This is a genomic window from Duganella paludis (genome assembly GCF_054461335.1).
Genome location: NZ_CM136922.1, coordinates 5,785,072 through 5,802,018 on the forward strand (window position 1 = coordinate 5,785,072; position 16,947 = coordinate 5,802,018).

Here is a 16,947-nt window from a genome sequence, read left to right on the forward strand (position 1 = left end):
TGCAGTTTGGTGGCGGTCTGTCAAGGCCGGAACCATGCGCCTAGCGCGGCCGTACGCTGTCGTTCAGGATCTCGGGGCGGAAGTAGTGCAGGTAGCCGTCCATGATCTGATTCGATTTGCCGGCTTTTTCCAACGCCTCGCGGATCACCGCCTGGTCTTCCGGCTTGAGCGCGTTCGAGATATAGGCGCCGCTTTGGTGCCACGGCAGTTCCGGTATGGCCTCGAACTTCAGCTTTTCCTGCAAGTTGTGCACGCGCTGGTCGCGGCGGATGGCGCCGGCCATCAGCGTCGGCCCCATGATGGTGACGTCGGCCGATCCGGCGTGCAGCAGCCGCGCAATGGCGATCACGTCCACTTCCACGAACAGGCGGCCTTGCTTGTTCAGCTCATCGATCAAGGCCGTGTATGGCTCGCCGTAGTCGAAGCCGCGCACCACGGCCACCCGCAACTCCTTGCGCGCCAGCAGATCCTGGGCGCTGGTGATGGGCGCGCGGCCGTTGTTCAAGGAGATCAGCATGGCGCGGTGGTTGATCATCGGGATGAAGGTGCCCAGCTGGTCGCGCGCCGGTGTGCGCGAGGCGGGTACCAGCAGGTCCGCCGCGCCGGCCTTGAACAGCGCCACCTGGCGCGCGCGCGGCACCACCGTGAAGACGAAGTGGCAGCCGGCCGTGGGGCCGATCTGCCGCAGCAGGTCGGGATAAATACCTTTGACGTTGGCGCCGTCGACGATCACGCTGGCGCCATTGGCCGACACCGGCGCGGCGATATCGCGCGAGCAAGTAGCGGCGGCATTGTGCGCCAGCAGCAGGGTGGCGATCAGAACCGGCAGCTTCATGCTTGTACCGCGTGCTTGCCGAAGTAGCGCCGCGCCACGAAAATCGCCACCGTCTGCATCGCGGCGCACAAAAAGAAGGTGCTGCCCACGCGCCAGTCGCTGGCGCTCAGATGGCTGACTTCGGCCAGGATGGCCGAGCCCAGCAGCGGCATGAAGATTACGCCGACGCTGCTGATCGACTGCAGCGATCCCATCAACTCGCCCTGTTCGTTCGGCGCCGTGCTCTTGGAGATGATGGCTTGCAGCGCCGGGCCGATGGCGAACGACAGCACATTGCACAGGATGAGCACATACATCATCCAGCCCTGCGTCGCCAGGCCATATAACAGATAGGTGACGGCACCCGAGGCCATGCCCAGCACCGACAGGCGCACCTCGCCGAAGCGCTTGATCAGCACGCCCAGCAGGCCGGCCTGCACCACGGCCGCCGTCAGGCCGACACAAAACAGTGCGGCGCCGTTCTGGCCCGGCGTCCAGTTGAAGCGGAAGGTGGTGTACAGCACCCAGGTGGTTTGCAGCATCATGGCGGCCAGGGTCACCAGAGCGTAGGTGACGACCAGACCACGGATGTCGGTGCGGCGCCCCAGCTTGGCCAGCGCCGCGAACGGATTGATCTTAGACAGCGTGAACGGCGAGCGGCGCGACAGCGGCAGCGATTCCGGCACCACGAAGTAGCCATAGGCGAAGTTCGCCAGCGACAGGCCGCCGGCCACGTAGAACGGCAGGTGCAGGTCGACCGTGCCCAGCAGGCCGCCCAGCATCGGGCCGCAGATGAAGCCCAGGCCGAACGCGGCGCCGACCTTGCCGAAGCTCTTGGCGCGGTTTTCCGGCGTCGAGATGTCCGACGCGTACGCCGACGCCACCGACATGCTGGCCGACGACATGCCGCCGATCACGCGGCCGATGAACAGGCACGCCAGGTTGGGGGCCCAGGCGGTGGTGAAGAAGTTGATGGCCATGCCGGCCATCGAGTACAGCAGCACCGGACGGCGGCCGACGCGGTCGCTGATGGCGCCCAGCATGGGCATGAAGATGAACTGCATCAGGCCGAAGACGGCGCTCATCACGCCATACCAATAGGCCTGGTTGTCGCGCGAGCCGGTGAATTCGCCCACCAGCACCGGCAGCACCGGCACGATCAGGCCGATGCCGAGCATGTCGATGAAAACGCAGATCAGTACAAAATTCAGATTTCCGGGTGCGGCGGGTGCAGAAGATGCAGCGGGTGCGGCAGAATCAGGTGTGCTCATGAGTGCTCGATAGGCGGTTACGGCGCGGCAGGGCTGGCTGCCCATTCCGCGATGAAGGTGTCGCGGAAGGCGATCAATTCCTTGAGACGGTTTTCGGCCAGGCGGCGGCCGGCGGCGGTCTGCATCTTGCCGGGCAGGGTGGCCAGCTTGGTGTCGATGTGGTCCAGCGCGTAGGCTTTCTCGTCCAGCTCGCGGTGCAGCGCCATCGGATCGTCGGCATGCGCCAGCGCCGTGCCCATGCGGCCGGCGGTGTAGAACAGCCGCGCCAGGCCGACCGCGCCCAGCGCGTCGAGGCGGTCGGCGTCCTGCACGATCTTGGCTTCGATGGTCTCGGCGCGGATGCCAGCCGAGAAGCTGTGGCTCTCGATGGCATGCGCCACGGCGGCCAGCTTGTTGGGCGGGAAGTCCAGCTCGGCCAGCTGGCGGCTGGCCAGCCGCGCCGCCTTGCGCGAAGCGAGATGGCGTTCGGGATCGTTCTTGGGCAAGTTGACCAGGTCGTGCAGGTAGCAGCCGGCCAGCACCACCAGCGGATCGGCATCGGGATAATCATCCAGCAACAGGCTGGCGTTGCGCCATACGCGGTGCAGGTGATTGGTGTCGTGGGCGCCATCGATCCCTTGGGCTGCGTTGGCCAAAGCGACAAGGCGTGGGTGCCAGCTGTTGAGCAAGCTATTCATCGGTCTCCCTGAGTGTCGACGATTTTGCACAAATCATACAGCCTGAGGCCGGAATTGTGCAGTCTAACCTGTGGTTGAAATAATAATCTGTAACTTGCTATAAGTTTATTTGTTTCTGTATCGCATTTATTTGCTGCACGGTAACTTGACTTGAGGTAACATTGCGGGCAATAACTTTAGCAATGAAGGAAAACCCCATGTCTAACGTAAGCGAATTGCATGCCACCGCGTCGAACGCGGGCGAATACCTGGCTTTCACCCTGGGCCAGGAAGAATACGGTATCGATATTCAAAAAGTCAGCGAGATCCGCAGCTACGAAACCCCAACCCGCATCGCCAACGCTCCTGAGTTCGTCAAGGGCGTGGTCAACCTGCGCGGCATCATCGTGCCGATCGTGGACATGCGCATCAAGTTCAACCTGGGCAAGCCGACCTATGACCAGTTCACCGTCGTCATCATCCTGAACATCGGCCACCGCGTGGTGGGCATGGTGGTGGACCGCGTCTCGGACGTGACCACCTTGCTGCCGGACCAGATCAAGCCGGCACCGGAAATCGGCTCGGCCCTGAACACCGACCATATCGTCGGCCTGGGCACCATCGACGACCGCATGCTGATCCTGGTCGACATCGACAAGCTGATGTCCAGTGCGGACATGGGCCTGATCGAAAACACCGCCATGGCGGCGTAAGCACGCACCAACTTGGCCGGGCATGCCCGATGCTGATCCCGTAGTTTTGTTTTTGATTTACTCGAAGTTACTCTGAGAGGTAAGGTAAAGAATGAATATGTTGGCGAATATCAGTATCGGAAAACGCCTGGCCCTGGGCTTCACCGTCATCCTGGCGTTTGCGATGCTTATTACCGGCATCAGCGTGTGGCGCCTGCAGGACGTGGCCTCGGCCACCAGCGAAATGATGCAGGTGCCGCTGGCCAAGGAGCGCATGATCTCCGACTGGTCGGGCAAGATCGACAGCGGCATTCGCCGCACCACGGCCATCGCGCGCAGCAGCGATGCGTCCCTCGGCGCCTACTTCGCCGACGAATCCAAGGCCTCTTCGGCCGCTTCCTCCGAACTGCAAAAGAAAATCGAGACGCTGATTTCCGACGCCGACGAGAAGGAATTGTTCGCCCGCATCGGCGAGCAGCGCAAGGTCTACCTGTCCTCGCGCGACCAGATCGCCAAGCTGAAGACCGCCGGCGAGCTGGAAGAAGCCAGCAAGATTTTCGACACCGTCTTCCGTCCCGGCACCGCCAGCTATCAGGCGCTGATCGTCGAGTTGCTGAAAATGCAGCGCGCGAAGATCGACGCGGCGGCCCAGCATATCGACGACATCGCTTCCAGCAGCCGCAAGCTGCTGCTCGCGCTGGCCGTGTTGGTGCTGGCCTTTGGCATGACCTGCGCATGGCTGCTGACCAGTGGCATCACCGGTCCGCTGCGCGTGGCCGTGACGGCGGCGCGCCGCGTCGCCAGCGGCGACCTGACCGGCCATATCGACGATAGCGCCAAGGATGAAACGGGCCAGCTGCTGTCGGCCTTGAAGGACATGAATGCGTCGCTGCTCGGCATCGTGACCGAGGTGCGCAGCGGTACGGATCACATCACCACGTCGTCGTCCGAAATCGCGCAGGGCAACCAGGATCTGTCGCGCCGCACCGAGCAACAGGCCGGTGCGCTGGAGGAAACCGCGTCGTCGATGGAGGAATTGACCTCCACCGTCAAGCACAACGCCGACAATGCACGCCAGGCCAATCAGTTGGCGGCATCGGCCGCGCAGGTGGCGGTGAAGGGCGGCGCGGTGGTAGCGCAGGTGGTCGGCACCATGGATTCGATCAATCAATCGTCCAGCAAGATCGTGGACATCATCGCCGTGATCGATGGCATCGCGTTCCAGACCAATATCCTGGCCTTGAACGCGGCCGTTGAAGCGGCGCGCGCCGGCGAGCAGGGACGCGGTTTCGCGGTGGTGGCGTCGGAAGTGCGCAACCTGGCGCAGCGTTCCGCCTCCGCCGCCAAGGAGATCAAGGCGCTGATCGGCGATTCGGTGGAAAAGGTCAACCTGGGCAGCAAGCTGGTGGCCGATGCCGGCAGCACGATGGACGAAATTGTCGCCAGCGTGCACAAGGTCAGCGACATGATTTCGGAAATCACCGCCGCCAGCACCGAGCAAAGCGCCGGCATCAACGAAGTGAATCACGCCATCGGTTCGATGGATGCGGTGACGCAGCAGAATGCGGCGCTGGTGGAGCAGGCCGCAGCGGCGGCGGAATCCATGCAGCAGCAGGCGGCCGCGCTGGCGAAAGCGGTGAGCGTGTTCAAGGTGACCGACAATGTGGCGGCGTTCGCGCCACGCAGTGGTGGTAGCCGCAGCGGCGCCGGCACTGCGCCGCAAGCGCCGGCTTCGAGCCGTTTAGCTATCCAGATGTCCCGCCGCGCCTGATTCGGCCGGCCCGTCGCCGACGCTGCCTTCGCGGCAGTTGGCGATGGCCTGTTGCGACAGGCGGTCCGCGTCGCCATTGCGGTGACGCGGCACCCAGCGTAATTGCACCTCACCCAGCGCCGACATCAAGTCGACTACGCGCGAGCGGTATTCCTCCAGTCCCTTTGCTCCGCGCGCCGCACCCTGGTTGACGTCGTTGACCACCACCTGGCTATCGCCGCACACCGACAACTCCGTCGCGCCGGCTTTTACGGCTTCCTCCAGCAGCGTCGTCAAGGCCAGGTATTCGGCCTCGCTGCTGTTGCCATGGCCGGCGCGGCGGCTCACTTCCACGCGCTGGCCGTCCGGCCCGCAGAGCAGCGCACCGATGCCGATCCGGCCCGGATTCGGATGGGCCGAGCCATCGAACCATCCACGCCATCCGGTGAGTGTTGGTCGGATCGCGGCCTGGCGCAGCGCCAGCTTGCGGGCGGTGTCGGCCTGCCGTGCTGCACGCCGTTGTTCGTCTCGCAGGCGCAGTTGTTCGCGCTCGGCCAGTAATTGCGCCAGTCCGGCCACGCCGGCGGCAATGGTCAATACTTGAAGCAGGGCTTGCAGCTCGGTGAGCTCCATGCGCGCCGCCAAACGACGAGCGGCCACGCGCTCGCCTTTGAAGGCGGCCGTGGCCAGAGTCTCGAATTCAAACTTATGCATTAATCATTTAGCCGCGCATATTAGTCGCGGCGGCGGTTGTCCGGATGTTGATCATACCGGTTTGGCACGCCGTCGCCATCACGATCGCGGTCGTAGCGGTTTGGAACGCCGTCATGATCACGGTCGCCGCGTCCACGATGGTCGCCGCGGTGGTCGTTACGATAGTCGACACGGTTGTCGTGGCGGTCGTAGCGATTCGGGACGCCGTCATGATCGCGGTCGCCGTACGGGCCGCGATTCCAGCGGGCTTCCTCGCGATACCAACGGCCGCCGCGTTCTACCCAGTACGGCTGCGCATAGACATAGCCAGGACGGTCACGTTCCCAGTGGCCGCCAGCCCATACGTGGCGATGGCCGTTCCAGTCCCAATAGCCGGGAGCCCAGACATAACCAACGCGTGGTGCAGGCATGCGCTCATAGCGAGGCGGTGGCGGCGGGTTACCGATCACGACGCTCACGCCGACTTGGGCGGATGCGATGGATGGTACGAAAGCTGCTGCGCTCAGCGCCAGCATGGCGGTAGCTAAAATTGGCTTGATCATGATAAGTCCTCCGTCTTCTTTTGACTGCGCTGGGTTTCGCGCTTGGAATGAACTATATCAAGCAGTACAAGGGATTGCCTTGACTGATGCAGTTTTTTACATATGACACAAAGCTGTGCTCCGCTATGTGCGGTCGCGAACAGATTGTTGGGCGGGAGTGGCGCTAGGCAGGAGGTGATTGCGGACGATAAGCGCTTCGCCTGTTACGCGGTACGCGTACAGGCGAAGGTGTTGCGGGCGTTCAAATGGCGCTCGCTTTTTTGCTTTCAGCGGCCAGCGTCAGGGCGCGTTCTTCCATCGCGGAGTGCAGCTTTTGTTCGGCGGTCATGCGCTTGGCGCTGACGACGACAACCTGCATGTTCGGGTCTTGCGCTTCGACGCTGGATTTGTCCAGCGCGTAGGTGGCGCCGCAAGCCAGGGCGACGGTGACGACGAACAGGGCTTCGAAGTTTTTCAGGGTGTTCATTTTGCTTCCTTTCGGTGGTTAAGTGAGTTTCGATGTGCTCACTTTATCCAAAGCCTAGGCAAGCTGCGACGGGATTGCGACGAGCCGCATTTTCTGCGGGCCGAAATGCGTTTTGGCGCGATGGAAGGGGCGTTTTTCCTTGCCCCTCTGCTAAGTGAAGGCGAATTCCCACTATCTGCGCGAGGGGCAAATGCCGCGATTCATCCATACGATCTTGCAAGCCTGGGCCGAGCGCCGCCGCGCCCGCCGCCGCAGCGCCAACCTGCGCGCCGGCCGCGCGAAAGGCCGCCTGGATGGCCGCGCCAGCGGCCCAGCGATGGCGCTAGTCCCGCCGCCTGCTGCCGACCGCAACGCCACCGGTCGCCGCACCATTCCCGCGCGCGCGGTGTGGCTGGCGGCGGCTGGACTGTGCGTGGTGCTCGGCGGCGGTGCGCTGATCGCCGGCCATGCGCGTCATCTGGCCGCGTCCACCGCCAGCACGCCGCAATCGGCCGCCAACGCCCGCGCTGCCGATGCCTACCAGGCCGTTCTGCCTGGCGTCTCCTTCACCGTGCCGGCGCTGGCTGGCATCAGCACGGCCTTACAACCCGGTGGCGCGATGCTGATCATCGCCGGCATGCAGCCCGCGCCGCCGGTGCGCGTGGACTTGTGCAGCCAGATGCGCAGCCCAACAGATCCGCGCCTGCTCCCACTGCGCCTTGGCTACCGCTTTGATGACGTCAAGCGCTGGGTAGCCGGCAACGAGAGCGCCGACTCCCAGGTCGCCCTGCGCAACGTCCTGCTGGTGGCCGACCGCAGCGGCGGTGCCGACGCCATGCCCGAAATCCAGATCGAAGGCACGGCCCGCGCCGACTTCAACGACCCACTGAGCGAGCCGTTGCAACTACGCTGGCACAGCAAGCAATCCGACACACGCTGGCTGAGCGACGCCAGTCTTGGCCAGATCGAGCAGGGCGCCAGCGGCCAGGTCGCGCTGCGCCGGCAAGGCTGGCTACTATGGGGCGCCTCATCGGCGCTGCGCATCGAGCGTCGCGCCAACGCCATGTGCCCGCAGGCGGGCGAGCTGCTGGTGCAAATGTATCGCCCAGCCGCCGCCACAGCCGTCACCGCCGCCACGGCCACCGCCGCTGCCGCCGCCGCATGGCTCGCACCCGCCTCGTCGCTCGTATCCGCCACCGTCGCATCGTCGGCCCCCGCGCTGGTGACCGTCTTCCCCGCGCGCGGCCACGCCGTCAACGCCTACCTCACGCCCGGCCCATACCAAGTCCCAAGCGCCGCCCCCGCCGCACTGGAAGACCAATCCCTGTTCGAACAACTGCAAGCGCATGGCCTGATCCGCCTGAACGCCGATGGCGCCATCGAACTCGCCCCGCGCGACCTGCCGCAATGGCAAGCCGCCGCCATCACCGAGCGCGCAGCGGAACTGCGCAACTGGAAGCAAGTCACAACCGGCTCGGCGACGCAAAAACTGTTCAAACGCCTCTACCAGCAAGCCGATGGCGTCTACGTCCGCCAGCAGATCGACATCTACAACAGCGAACGCCGCCTGCTGGCCTGGCGCGTCAAGGCCCCTGAAGGCCTCATGCTCGACAGCGCCGTCACTGCAGCCGGTGGAGACACGCCGGTGCCGATTGCCACCACCAGCAAGATGCCAGTCTCCGCATCGAGACTATTCGACTCCCTGCCGCAAAACTGGCAACCCTGGAACCGAGTCGCCCGCTGGCCGCAGTCCGGTGAGCGGGGCGTGCAACTGACCCTGTCCTTGCCACGCCCGGCCTACGGCGGTGAAATAGTACAGCTGCTGGTGGCCGGCCGCGTAAGCGGCATCACCGGCGCCAGCCCGCAATTCGCCCCCGCCTGCACCGGCCGCGCGTGCGCCACCGCCAGCGATGCACAGCAAATCACGCTCACGCTGCAAGCCGGTGCCCGCAATATCCAGCTCAACGTGCAAGCGCTGGACTTCAACGCGCCCGAAGACCAGAAGTACCGCCACCTGCGCGTCACTGGCGGAAGCCTGACGTGGCAAGCCCTCGCCATCGCCGACAACGGCCTATCGCGCGCCGCCTCGCCATCAGCGGTGCAACTGCAAGACCGCAACGGCACCACCTTGTGGACCGACGGCGCACCCACCGAATCAGCGATCGAAGCCGGCCTGGCCCCGCTGCTGGGCGTGAACGCCGAACACACCAGCAGCATCGCCGGCATGTTGGGCCGCGTGCGCGCGGACGGCGCCGTCAACGCCAGGCTGACCCTCGACCTGCCGCTGCAAGCGCTCAGCCAGCGCATCGTCGATTGCGTGGCCATGCGGCGCGGCCGCTGGGAATCCGGCCGTTGCGCCGGCGGCCAACCCGCACCGGAAGGCCGCCACGCCGGCATCGTCATCGTGGACACCGAAACCGGCGACATTCTCGCCGCAGCGGGCGCCGGCGCGGGCAGCGTCACCAGCGCCAACTGGGCCGAAGTGCGCGACTTTGACCGCACCAGTCCCGCGCGCAGCCCACTGCGGCTACCTGCACTTCAGCACGACGGCGGCGCCCACCAAAGCCCCGGCTCCACCTTCAAAGTGGTCAGCGCGCTCGGATTGGAAATCGCCGCGCAAAGCGACCCGCAGATCGACGCACTGCTGGGCGGCATGCCGCTCCCCGCCATCAACAAGCTGGCCGCGCAACGCGGCTGGGGCTTCCAGACCGACGCCGCCAGCTACCCGCTCAATCCGCGCCGCGCCCACATCACCAACTACCACGAGCAAAGCCTGGACCGCCGCGCGCAGGAGGGCCGTCTCGGATTGGCGCAGGCACTGACCTACAGCCTGAATACCTGGTTCGCCTGGTCGAGCGAACTGAGTGACCGCAGCCTGTTCGGCCGTCCGGACGGCGGCGCCCCCGACCTGCAAGCGCTGGACGCCGATGCGCTGGACGGCATCCGTCCCATCGTCGCCGCTGCACACCGGCTGGGCTTCGAACAATCGCTGCGGCTGGACGGCGGCCTGCTGGCGCCGGACTTCAACTGGCGCACCTGGGACGCGCTGCAGGCTACGCCGGCCCGCATGGACCCGATCCACACCCGCCATGAGCTGCGCCAGATGGCCATCGGCCTGCGCATGCAGGTGACGCCGCTGCAAATGGCACTGGCCTCGGCGGCGGTCGGGCAGGGCAGGGTGGTGGCGCCGCGCATGTTGCTGTCCCTGGACGGCAAGGACAGCGTGACACCGTCCGCGCCGCCGCTGGGCATCCGCCTGGACCGCATCAAAGCCGGCATGAAGGGCGTCGTGGATGTCGGCACCGGCGCCGGCGCTTTCCGTGGCGCGGCGTTGGCCGGCGTGCGTCCCGGCCTGTACGGCAAAACCGGCACCGCGCCCAGCGGCGAGCATACGGCCACGGTCTGGTTCACCGGCTGGCTGGAGGCGGGCAGCGTGCCGGGGCAGACGCACCGGCTGGCGTTGGCCGCCTTCGCCAGCCATTCGGACGTCACTGGCGGCGAACACGCGGCGCCCGTGGTCGCCGCCATCCTGTCCACGCTGGCCGCGCAGAATGCCGAACAGAAGGGGAAATAGCCTTGTAAACGGGACAATGAAAAGCGGCGTTTTATGGCATCCTTGGGAAGCCTTTTGATTTAATCAAACCATCTACATACAGGACTTTATGCGCTTGCCAGGAACCCGGTATCAGGAGCACGGCTGGGAACAAGTGCGCAAACTGCTGGGACTTTGCTCGTTGCAGGCTTTCCGGCAGCTTGAGATGCACCAGATGCTCGATCCCGCGCAGCACGCGGTGCTGCTCGACGCCTATACCGATGCGGTAGCGGCGTCGTTGCGCGCCAACGCCCGCAGCGGGCGCAGCGAGGCGGAGGGGAACAGTTACGGCGAGAGCGTTCATGAGCTGTCGCTCGGCTTGCTGTACGAACTGCGGGCGCAGCCGGCGTATTGGCCGGCGTTCGCCGCCGCCATGGCCAGCGAACATGCGCGCAGCGGCGCGTTCTGGCTGGACCCGGCGGCCGAGGGCGTGCTGCGCAAGAAGGTCAACGACATGTACGCCACTTTGCGCGACAAGGTCGATGCTGACAACTACATCGTCGCCACGGTGCGCGACTGCTCGCCCAACAAAATCTACACCTATCGGATGCTCGATACGGCCTATCGCGAGATCGCCGGCCTGTTTGCGGCGTGGGAGCAGCATGCGGAACAGGTCGGGGCGATACTTGGCCGTCCGCTGGCCGGCACGCCGATCGAGGTGCGGCAGATGAAATCCATCGCCGGTTGCAAGGCCGAGTGGATTATCCGCTGGAGCGAAACGTTGGAGCGCTTCGGCGGTTCGCCGGGGCCGCTGCATACCAGGTCCAAGCGTTTCGCCAGCCTGAAAAACAGCCCGGACAAGATTGCGGCGCTGTTGGCGGAAATCGGCGATTATGAGGAATTGTCCGCCAATATGGACCGGGTGGAGGATGGTCGGGCCGAGGCCGGCGAGGCTGCGGCCTGGCTGGAAGACTACTGGCGCGTGTTCGGCGAGTCCGAGCAGGCGGAGGCCAGCGGCGAGCCGCAGGAGGATCGTATCCTGATGGCGCCGGAGCCGGACGCGGACGATGATCTTGACGCTGACGCGGACGCGGACGACCCTCCGGCAGACGGAAGCGGCCTGCCCGCGTTCAGCGCTGCGGAATTGGCCGCCGAGCAGTCCCGCGCCGGCGCGCTTTCCTTGCCCCTCCGCTACCTTGAATTGGCGCGGGCAGCACAAGAGGCCGGCAGCTGGACCGTGCGCATGCTGCGCGACGAATCGCTGCCGATACGGCTGGCCGTGTACCACAAGCTGCTGGGCGCCGCCGACGATACCTATCCCGACGCCTGGCTGGACCCGGTCACCGGCGAACTGCCAACGCTGCAGCAGTTGGCGGCGCTGGATCAGATTTCGATGCCGACGCTGCGCAAGCGCCGTAATGAAGCAATCGCCAGGCTGCAGGCAGCCGGCGCGCGATGAAGGAGAATGAGTTGAATTCAGCAAAAGATAATCTGGATGCGCGCCTGCGTGAAAGCGTGTTGCTGTCGCGGCCAACGCCGGGCGACCGCCTGATGCTGGCCGACGCCACGCTGCTAGCGGCGCTGGACGGCACGCGTCCGTTGACGGTCAACGAGCGGCAGGCGCTGGCCGCTTCGCCGTTGACCTTGCGCCGCTTCCGGCACTTGTCGCTTGAGCGGCGTGCGGTGGTGGCGGAGGCGGCCAACGATCCGGTATGGACCGGCAGCAGCGGCATGCTGCGCGCGGCCTCCACGTCGTCGGCGACGGATGCGCTGGAATCCCTGGTGACCGACGACGGCCACTGGACTTTGCATTTCCTGCCGCAGGATGGTGGTTGGCAGGTGATTCTGAGCTTGTCGGCGCAGGCGCCGTTTGCCGCGCGTTTGTTGCGCGAGCAGCCGCAATTGCGGGTGATCGACGGTGGCGGTGCGATTGTGTTGCAAGGACGTCTGGACGCGGACGGCGAGTGCGAGCGTGCGTGGCCGTTCGCCACCGCGCCGGCATCGCATTTTCAACTGTATGGAGCCGGCTTTGCCGTTGAACCGGCAGCGCCGTAAATGATGGGTTTATTCAGCCGCCGCCGCAAGCAGGGCGCCGATGTCGGCGGCCTGGGAAGCACCTTGATCGCCTTGCGGATCGAGGCGGGGGAGGTTGCGCCGGCGCATAGCATTGTGGTGGTCTTCAATGCGGCTGGGTATGCGCGCCGCGCGGCTGCCGGCAAGGTGGCTTGCGAGCAGGGGGAGATGGCGTTCTGTTTTCATCCGGGGCCGTACACGGTGGATCTGATGCCGTTTGCCGCCGCGCCGGAATGGGGCCTGCGGCTGCGGTTCGTGGTGGATGCCGCCAATCCGCGCGTGACGCAGCAGCGTTTCGATTTGTATTTGTACAGCGAGACGGCCGGGCGAATGGCGTTGTCGGATTTCGGTGCCTCGGTGCAGCTGGCGCTGCAGGCGGAACTGGTGCAGGGCGCGCTTGATCTCCCGCCGTGTACCACGCTGGAAGAGTGGCACGCCTTCCGCGCCGGCCTCAATCAGCTGATGTACACGCGCTACGGCGTCACGGTGGACGACTGCGTGCCGGTCGATCTGGGCGACCAGACCGACTACGCCGCCACACTCCAAGCCCGCGCCGCCTCCGCACCGACGGTATCGCCCCCCGCCGCCACGCCGCAGCCAGCGTCTGCGCTGCCGCCCGCCGCAGTTCCCCCGTCTGCCACGCCGCAATTTTTCGCCGCGCCGCCAGACAGCGCGCCGGCCGCTCCCTCTGCCACGCGGGCGGCCGGAGAGCCGGCGCTGGGTGCTGCGCAGGATGCGCGCGCGCTGCGTCGCCTGTTCATCGAGCTGCCCGCGCTGAGCGGCGAATTGCGTTTGCTCGCGCTGCCCGAAGGGCTGCCCGTATTCCAGCAGCACCAAGCCTTGCTGCTCCGCCTCGGCATGGCTGCGCTCAACGTGAACACCATGCCGGCCCTGGCCTGGTCCGCGCCCGACCGCCCGCTGCCCGCCGAAGACCAATCCCGCCGCTGCGCCCAAACCCTGATCGCGCAATCCGCGCTGGACGAAGCCTGGTCCCTGCTGGCACGCCTTCAACTGGCGACACCAGCGCAATGGCCGCAGCTGCTGGACGAAGCGGACCGCATCTGCACCAACCTGGAAACCGGCCTATCCCTGCGCCGCATCGCACAACCGCCGCGCACGGAGCCATCGCTATGACCGCCATCTCCACCAGCACCGTCCCCACCAACGCCGAATGCCGCAGCGTGCTGGCCGACGGCCGCACCGTAACCATCACCGCCAGCCGCCGTCCCCGCGCCAACCGCGCCGACGTCAAATGCAGCGTACCCAACGCGCCAGCGATAGCGGAGCGCATGCAGCACGTCGTCCGCCTCGCCCGCCACACCGAAGTACGGCTCGACAGCCGCGACCAGGTGGTGCTCAGCATGGACATCACGCCAAGCACCACAGAGCGCGACTGGGAACTGGCCGCCGTGCTGGCCGACCGCATGGTGCGCGGCCTGTACCCGACAACGTCCGTCACGGCGCAAGGCAGCTCAGATGCCTGGCACCTCGGCCGCGTTCAAGGCTCAGTGCAAGGCCAGATGCAAGGTCAAGCGCAAGGCCAAGCGCAAGGCCAAGCGCAAGACGCCGAAACAGCGCCGCTCCACATCACCCACCTGGGCGCGCTGAGCGGCCACGCCGACCTGTCCGCCGCCGTCTCCACCGTGCGTACCTGGTTCCCGCTGCACAGCGGCGGCATCAACGACGCCCTCAGCTGGCTCGAAGTCAGCGTCTTCCCGCTGGACGCCCCCGCCGACAGCGAAGAAGACAGCATCGCCGCCCCCGGCCTCGACCTGGCCGCCCAACAGGAAGTCCGCCAAACGCTGGCCGCATCGCGCCACTTCGACGGCAAAGGCCTGCACCGCTGGCGCACCGTGGTTCGCTTCGGCCAGCCGCGCTTCCAGGGCGGCTCCTACCAGCTGGCCCTGGTGATGGCCGATCGCCTCGCGCGCGGCAGGGAGTTCGTCCCGCGCGGCCGCCTCATCGCCAGCGGCTGCTCCAGCGCCTGGCACGCCGGCCGGGTCGACACCGTGGACGGCCGCGAGGCCAAGCTGGAATTAATATTCAATCAAGTAAACAACGGCGACCGCGTGCTCCTGCCCAAGGATTGGCAGGCGCAACTACCGCCCGGATACGCGGCCGGACTGCGCCAGAAAGGCGCGAGCCTGGCCTGCATCGACAAGATAGGCATGATTTAAACCGTGCGCGGGAAACAAATCTGGCACGCCCTGCTAAAATCTGCGGATCGCAGGGCCGCCGGCAAGATGAATCGTAGAAGGAGTCTGACATGTTTCAAATGTTTGGTTTTGGTGGCGTTAAATGCCCGCGGTGCGAGCACAAAAACGGCGACCAGTCGGGCTACTGCAAGCACTGCGGCTTGACGCTGGGCGCCCCGCGCAGCGAGCCGGTCCTGCGCGACAACCGCTGGATCCCCGGCGACAACGAACTGGCCGTGTACTTCGGCGTGAGCACGCTCTCGGGCATCTTCACCAAGACGCTGCGTGTGCCGGCCACCACGCGCGCCTACATCCTGCAGGCCGACAAGGCCACCGAAGTGCCGCAGGGCGAATACGAAATCGAAGGCTTCTTCACGCGCCTGAACCACCTGCTGCGCAACCAGACCGCCGAAATCCTGATCACGCGCAGCCTGCCGCTGCCGGTGGAGTTCTCCTTTACCGACCTGCACACCGCCGAGCACCTGAAGATCGCTGCCCGCTTCACCGTCTCCATTCGCATTGAGAACGTGCCGGCGTTTGCGCAGCACTTCATGACCGTACCCGGCGTGGTCAGCACCTTGCACCTGCACGAACTGCTGGAGCCGTCGGTACGCCAGCTGGCGGCGGAATTCGTCGGCAGCCGCTCGATGCGCGAGATGGCCGGCAACGCCGAACTGCGATTGCAACTGAATGAGCGCCTGCAAGCCGCGCTCAAACTGCGCCTGGCCAGCTACGGCCTGGCGGTGGATGGCGTGGAAACCGCCGCGCTGCGCCACGATAAATTCGATCACAACCGCGAACGCGTGGGCACCATGTGGCTGGTGGCCGATGAACGCCATGTGCAGCTGGAGCACGTGAAGCAGCTGGACGAGATCTACAACGACGAGGAATGGCAAGCCATCCTGCGCGAAGAGCAGAAGCTGCAGGCAGATTTCCGCCGCGCCGAGCTGCGTCAGGACGCCAGCGTCAATAAGGCGGAGCTGAGCCTGAAGGAGGCCGAACGCCTGCAGGCGCTGCGCGTGCGCGAGGTGGAACTGTACAGCCGCGTGATGGACGCCAAGACCCGCAAGGTGGCGCTGGACAAAGGCGCCGGCACCGTGCTGGCGGACCTGGAACATGAACTGGCCCGCAACAAGTCGCACCGCGTGGGCGAGCAGGCCGACTGGGAACATGTGCGCCAACTGGCGCAGATCCGCATGCGCACGGAGCTGGAGGTGCTGCAGCAGACCGCCGCCGAACAGCGCCAGTTGGCGCAGCAGCGTCTGTCGCATCAACTGCGCCAGCAGGCGATCGAAAATCAGATCGCCCAGGCCTTGCTGATCGAAGACGAATCGCACCGCCGCAGCGAACTGACCGCCTTGCGCCAGCGCGAAAAGGACGAGAAGGCGCGCGAGCTGCAGATCGAAGCCGAAGCGCATGCGGCGCGCATCCAGGGCATGACGCTGGCGAACGCCGCGCGCCGCCGCGAGGGCGAACGTGTGCAGGAGTGGGAAGACCAGTTGGCGCTGGCGCGTCAGCGCGACCTGCTGCGCGGCGACGCCGTCAAGGATGCCGCCAATGCGGTGCAAGTGGCGGAGATCAACCAGAAGATCGAAGACCTCAAGCGCAGCGGCGCGCAGGCGGATGCCGTCGCCCAGTACGAAAAGCTGTTGCGCACCATCGAGGCGGACGGCGTCCACTCGCGCCAGAACCAGGCCAACACCAAGCAGGCCATGCTCGATCAACTGGCGGTGGATGAACAGCGCCTGATCCTCAAGCAGAAGGAGCAGGAAGCAGCATGGCAGCACGAACTGAGGAAGTTCGAGCAGGAACGCGCCGCCACGTTGAGCGTGCAGCAATCGCAGCAGGATCACGAGATCCGCCGCATGGAAACCATCAATCGCCTGAGCGACATCGCCATCGCCGCCGTGGCCGCGCCGTCCAACGTGGAAGCGGTGGCGCAGATTATGAAGCTGCAAATCCAGGGCGGCATGACGCCGGAGCAGATCCAGGCGCTGTCCGAAGTGGTGGCGGCCGAACACGGCGTGTCGCCGGTGGAAGCGGCGCGGCTGGCCTATGAACGGGTGCTGGAAGAACGCGCACACCGCGATGCGGAACTTGAAAAGGACCGCCGCTATCAGGTAGAACTGCTGAATACCCAGAACGTGGCAAAGGAAATCACGCGCCGCTGCGCCAACGGCCACACCGTGCCGGCCGCGCGCGCGAATGACAAATTTTGCGCCGAATGCGGCGCACCTTTGATGTAGGGAACGGTACACTTCGA

14 protein-coding genes are annotated in these 16,947 nt (G+C 65.6%); 8 read left to right on the plus strand and 6 right to left on the minus strand.

The genetic code is table 11. The annotated features are described in order from the left end of the window. Positions 1 to 40: 40 nt before the first annotated feature. The 3 genes from ACXZ1M_RS25645 to ACXZ1M_RS25655 are packed head-to-tail and all read right to left on the minus strand — an operon-like array spanning position 41 to position 2,762. The gene (locus ACXZ1M_RS25645) at positions 41 to 835 is read right to left on the minus strand and encodes a substrate-binding periplasmic protein (RefSeq protein WP_459050419.1); all 795 of its coding nucleotides are present in this window, start codon (positions 833 to 835) and stop codon (positions 41 to 43) included. Continuing rightward, complete coding sequence (locus tag ACXZ1M_RS25650; RefSeq protein WP_459050420.1) at positions 832 to 2,085, minus strand: TCR/Tet family MFS transporter; 1,254 nt, start codon at positions 2,083 to 2,085, stop codon at positions 832 to 834. The genes ACXZ1M_RS25645 and ACXZ1M_RS25650 overlap by 4 nt, the downstream gene beginning before the upstream one ends. Positions 2,086 to 2,102: 17 nt before the next feature. Beyond that, positions 2,103 to 2,762: an HD domain-containing protein gene (locus ACXZ1M_RS25655; protein WP_459050421.1), complete on the minus strand. Its 660-nt coding sequence runs from the start codon at positions 2,760 to 2,762 to the stop codon at positions 2,103 to 2,105. Between the two features lie 197 nt (positions 2,763 to 2,959). Here ACXZ1M_RS25655 and ACXZ1M_RS25660 point away from each other — a divergent pair, with 197 nt between their 5' ends. Continuing rightward, the gene (locus ACXZ1M_RS25660; protein ID WP_459050422.1) at positions 2,960 to 3,454 is read left to right on the plus strand and encodes a chemotaxis protein CheW; all 495 of its coding nucleotides are present in this window, start codon (positions 2,960 to 2,962) and stop codon (positions 3,452 to 3,454) included. A gap of 91 nt (positions 3,455 to 3,545) precedes the next feature. Beyond that, complete coding sequence (locus tag ACXZ1M_RS25665; RefSeq protein WP_459050423.1) at positions 3,546 to 5,204, plus strand: methyl-accepting chemotaxis protein; 1,659 nt, start codon at positions 3,546 to 3,548, stop codon at positions 5,202 to 5,204. On the opposite strand, the gene ACXZ1M_RS25670 is transcribed toward ACXZ1M_RS25665, so the two are convergent. The 3 genes from ACXZ1M_RS25670 to ACXZ1M_RS25680 all read right to left on the minus strand — a co-directional run bounded on the left by ACXZ1M_RS25670 (position 5,175) and on the right by ACXZ1M_RS25680 (position 6,905). Further along, entirely contained in the window at positions 5,175 to 5,897 is a 723-nt protein-coding gene (locus ACXZ1M_RS25670) for a ribonuclease HI family protein (protein WP_459050424.1), read from the minus strand. The two genes, ACXZ1M_RS25665 and ACXZ1M_RS25670, sit on opposite strands and share 30 nt — an antisense overlap. Positions 5,898 to 5,917: 20 nt before the next feature. Further along, entirely contained in the window at positions 5,918 to 6,439 is a 522-nt protein-coding gene (locus ACXZ1M_RS25675; protein ID WP_459050425.1) for a YXWGXW repeat-containing protein, read from the minus strand. A gap of 241 nt (positions 6,440 to 6,680) precedes the next feature. After that, positions 6,681 to 6,905, minus strand: coding sequence for a hypothetical protein (locus ACXZ1M_RS25680; protein ID WP_459050426.1), 225 nt, complete (start codon positions 6,903 to 6,905; stop codon positions 6,681 to 6,683). Between the two features lie 190 nt (positions 6,906 to 7,095). Between ACXZ1M_RS25680 and ACXZ1M_RS25685 the strand changes: the two genes are divergently transcribed. From ACXZ1M_RS25685 to ACXZ1M_RS25710, 6 genes are all read left to right on the plus strand, one after another. Continuing rightward, positions 7,096 to 10,458 (plus strand): penicillin-binding transpeptidase domain-containing protein, encoded by a 3,363-nt coding sequence (locus tag ACXZ1M_RS25685; protein WP_459050427.1) that lies wholly within the window; start codon positions 7,096 to 7,098, stop codon positions 10,456 to 10,458. An 88-nt stretch (positions 10,459 to 10,546) separates the two neighbouring features. Further along, a complete protein-coding gene (locus ACXZ1M_RS25690; protein ID WP_459050428.1) occupies positions 10,547 to 11,875 on the plus strand; it encodes a hypothetical protein in 1,329 nt (442 codons plus the stop codon). 11 nt (positions 11,876 to 11,886) lie between these two features. Continuing rightward, a complete protein-coding gene (locus ACXZ1M_RS25695; protein ID WP_459050429.1) occupies positions 11,887 to 12,471 on the plus strand; it encodes a hypothetical protein in 585 nt (194 codons plus the stop codon). Beyond that, positions 12,472 to 13,623, plus strand: coding sequence for a hypothetical protein (locus ACXZ1M_RS25700; protein WP_459050430.1), 1,152 nt, complete (start codon positions 12,472 to 12,474; stop codon positions 13,621 to 13,623). Continuing rightward, positions 13,620 to 14,666: a hypothetical protein gene (locus tag ACXZ1M_RS25705; protein WP_459050431.1), complete on the plus strand. Its 1,047-nt coding sequence runs from the start codon at positions 13,620 to 13,622 to the stop codon at positions 14,664 to 14,666. Before ACXZ1M_RS25700 ends, ACXZ1M_RS25705 begins: the two co-directional genes overlap by 4 nt. A gap of 89 nt (positions 14,667 to 14,755) precedes the next feature. Beyond that, a complete protein-coding gene (locus ACXZ1M_RS25710; protein ID WP_459050432.1) occupies positions 14,756 to 16,930 on the plus strand; it encodes a hypothetical protein in 2,175 nt (724 codons plus the stop codon). The last annotated feature ends 17 nt before the right edge of the window (positions 16,931 to 16,947 follow it).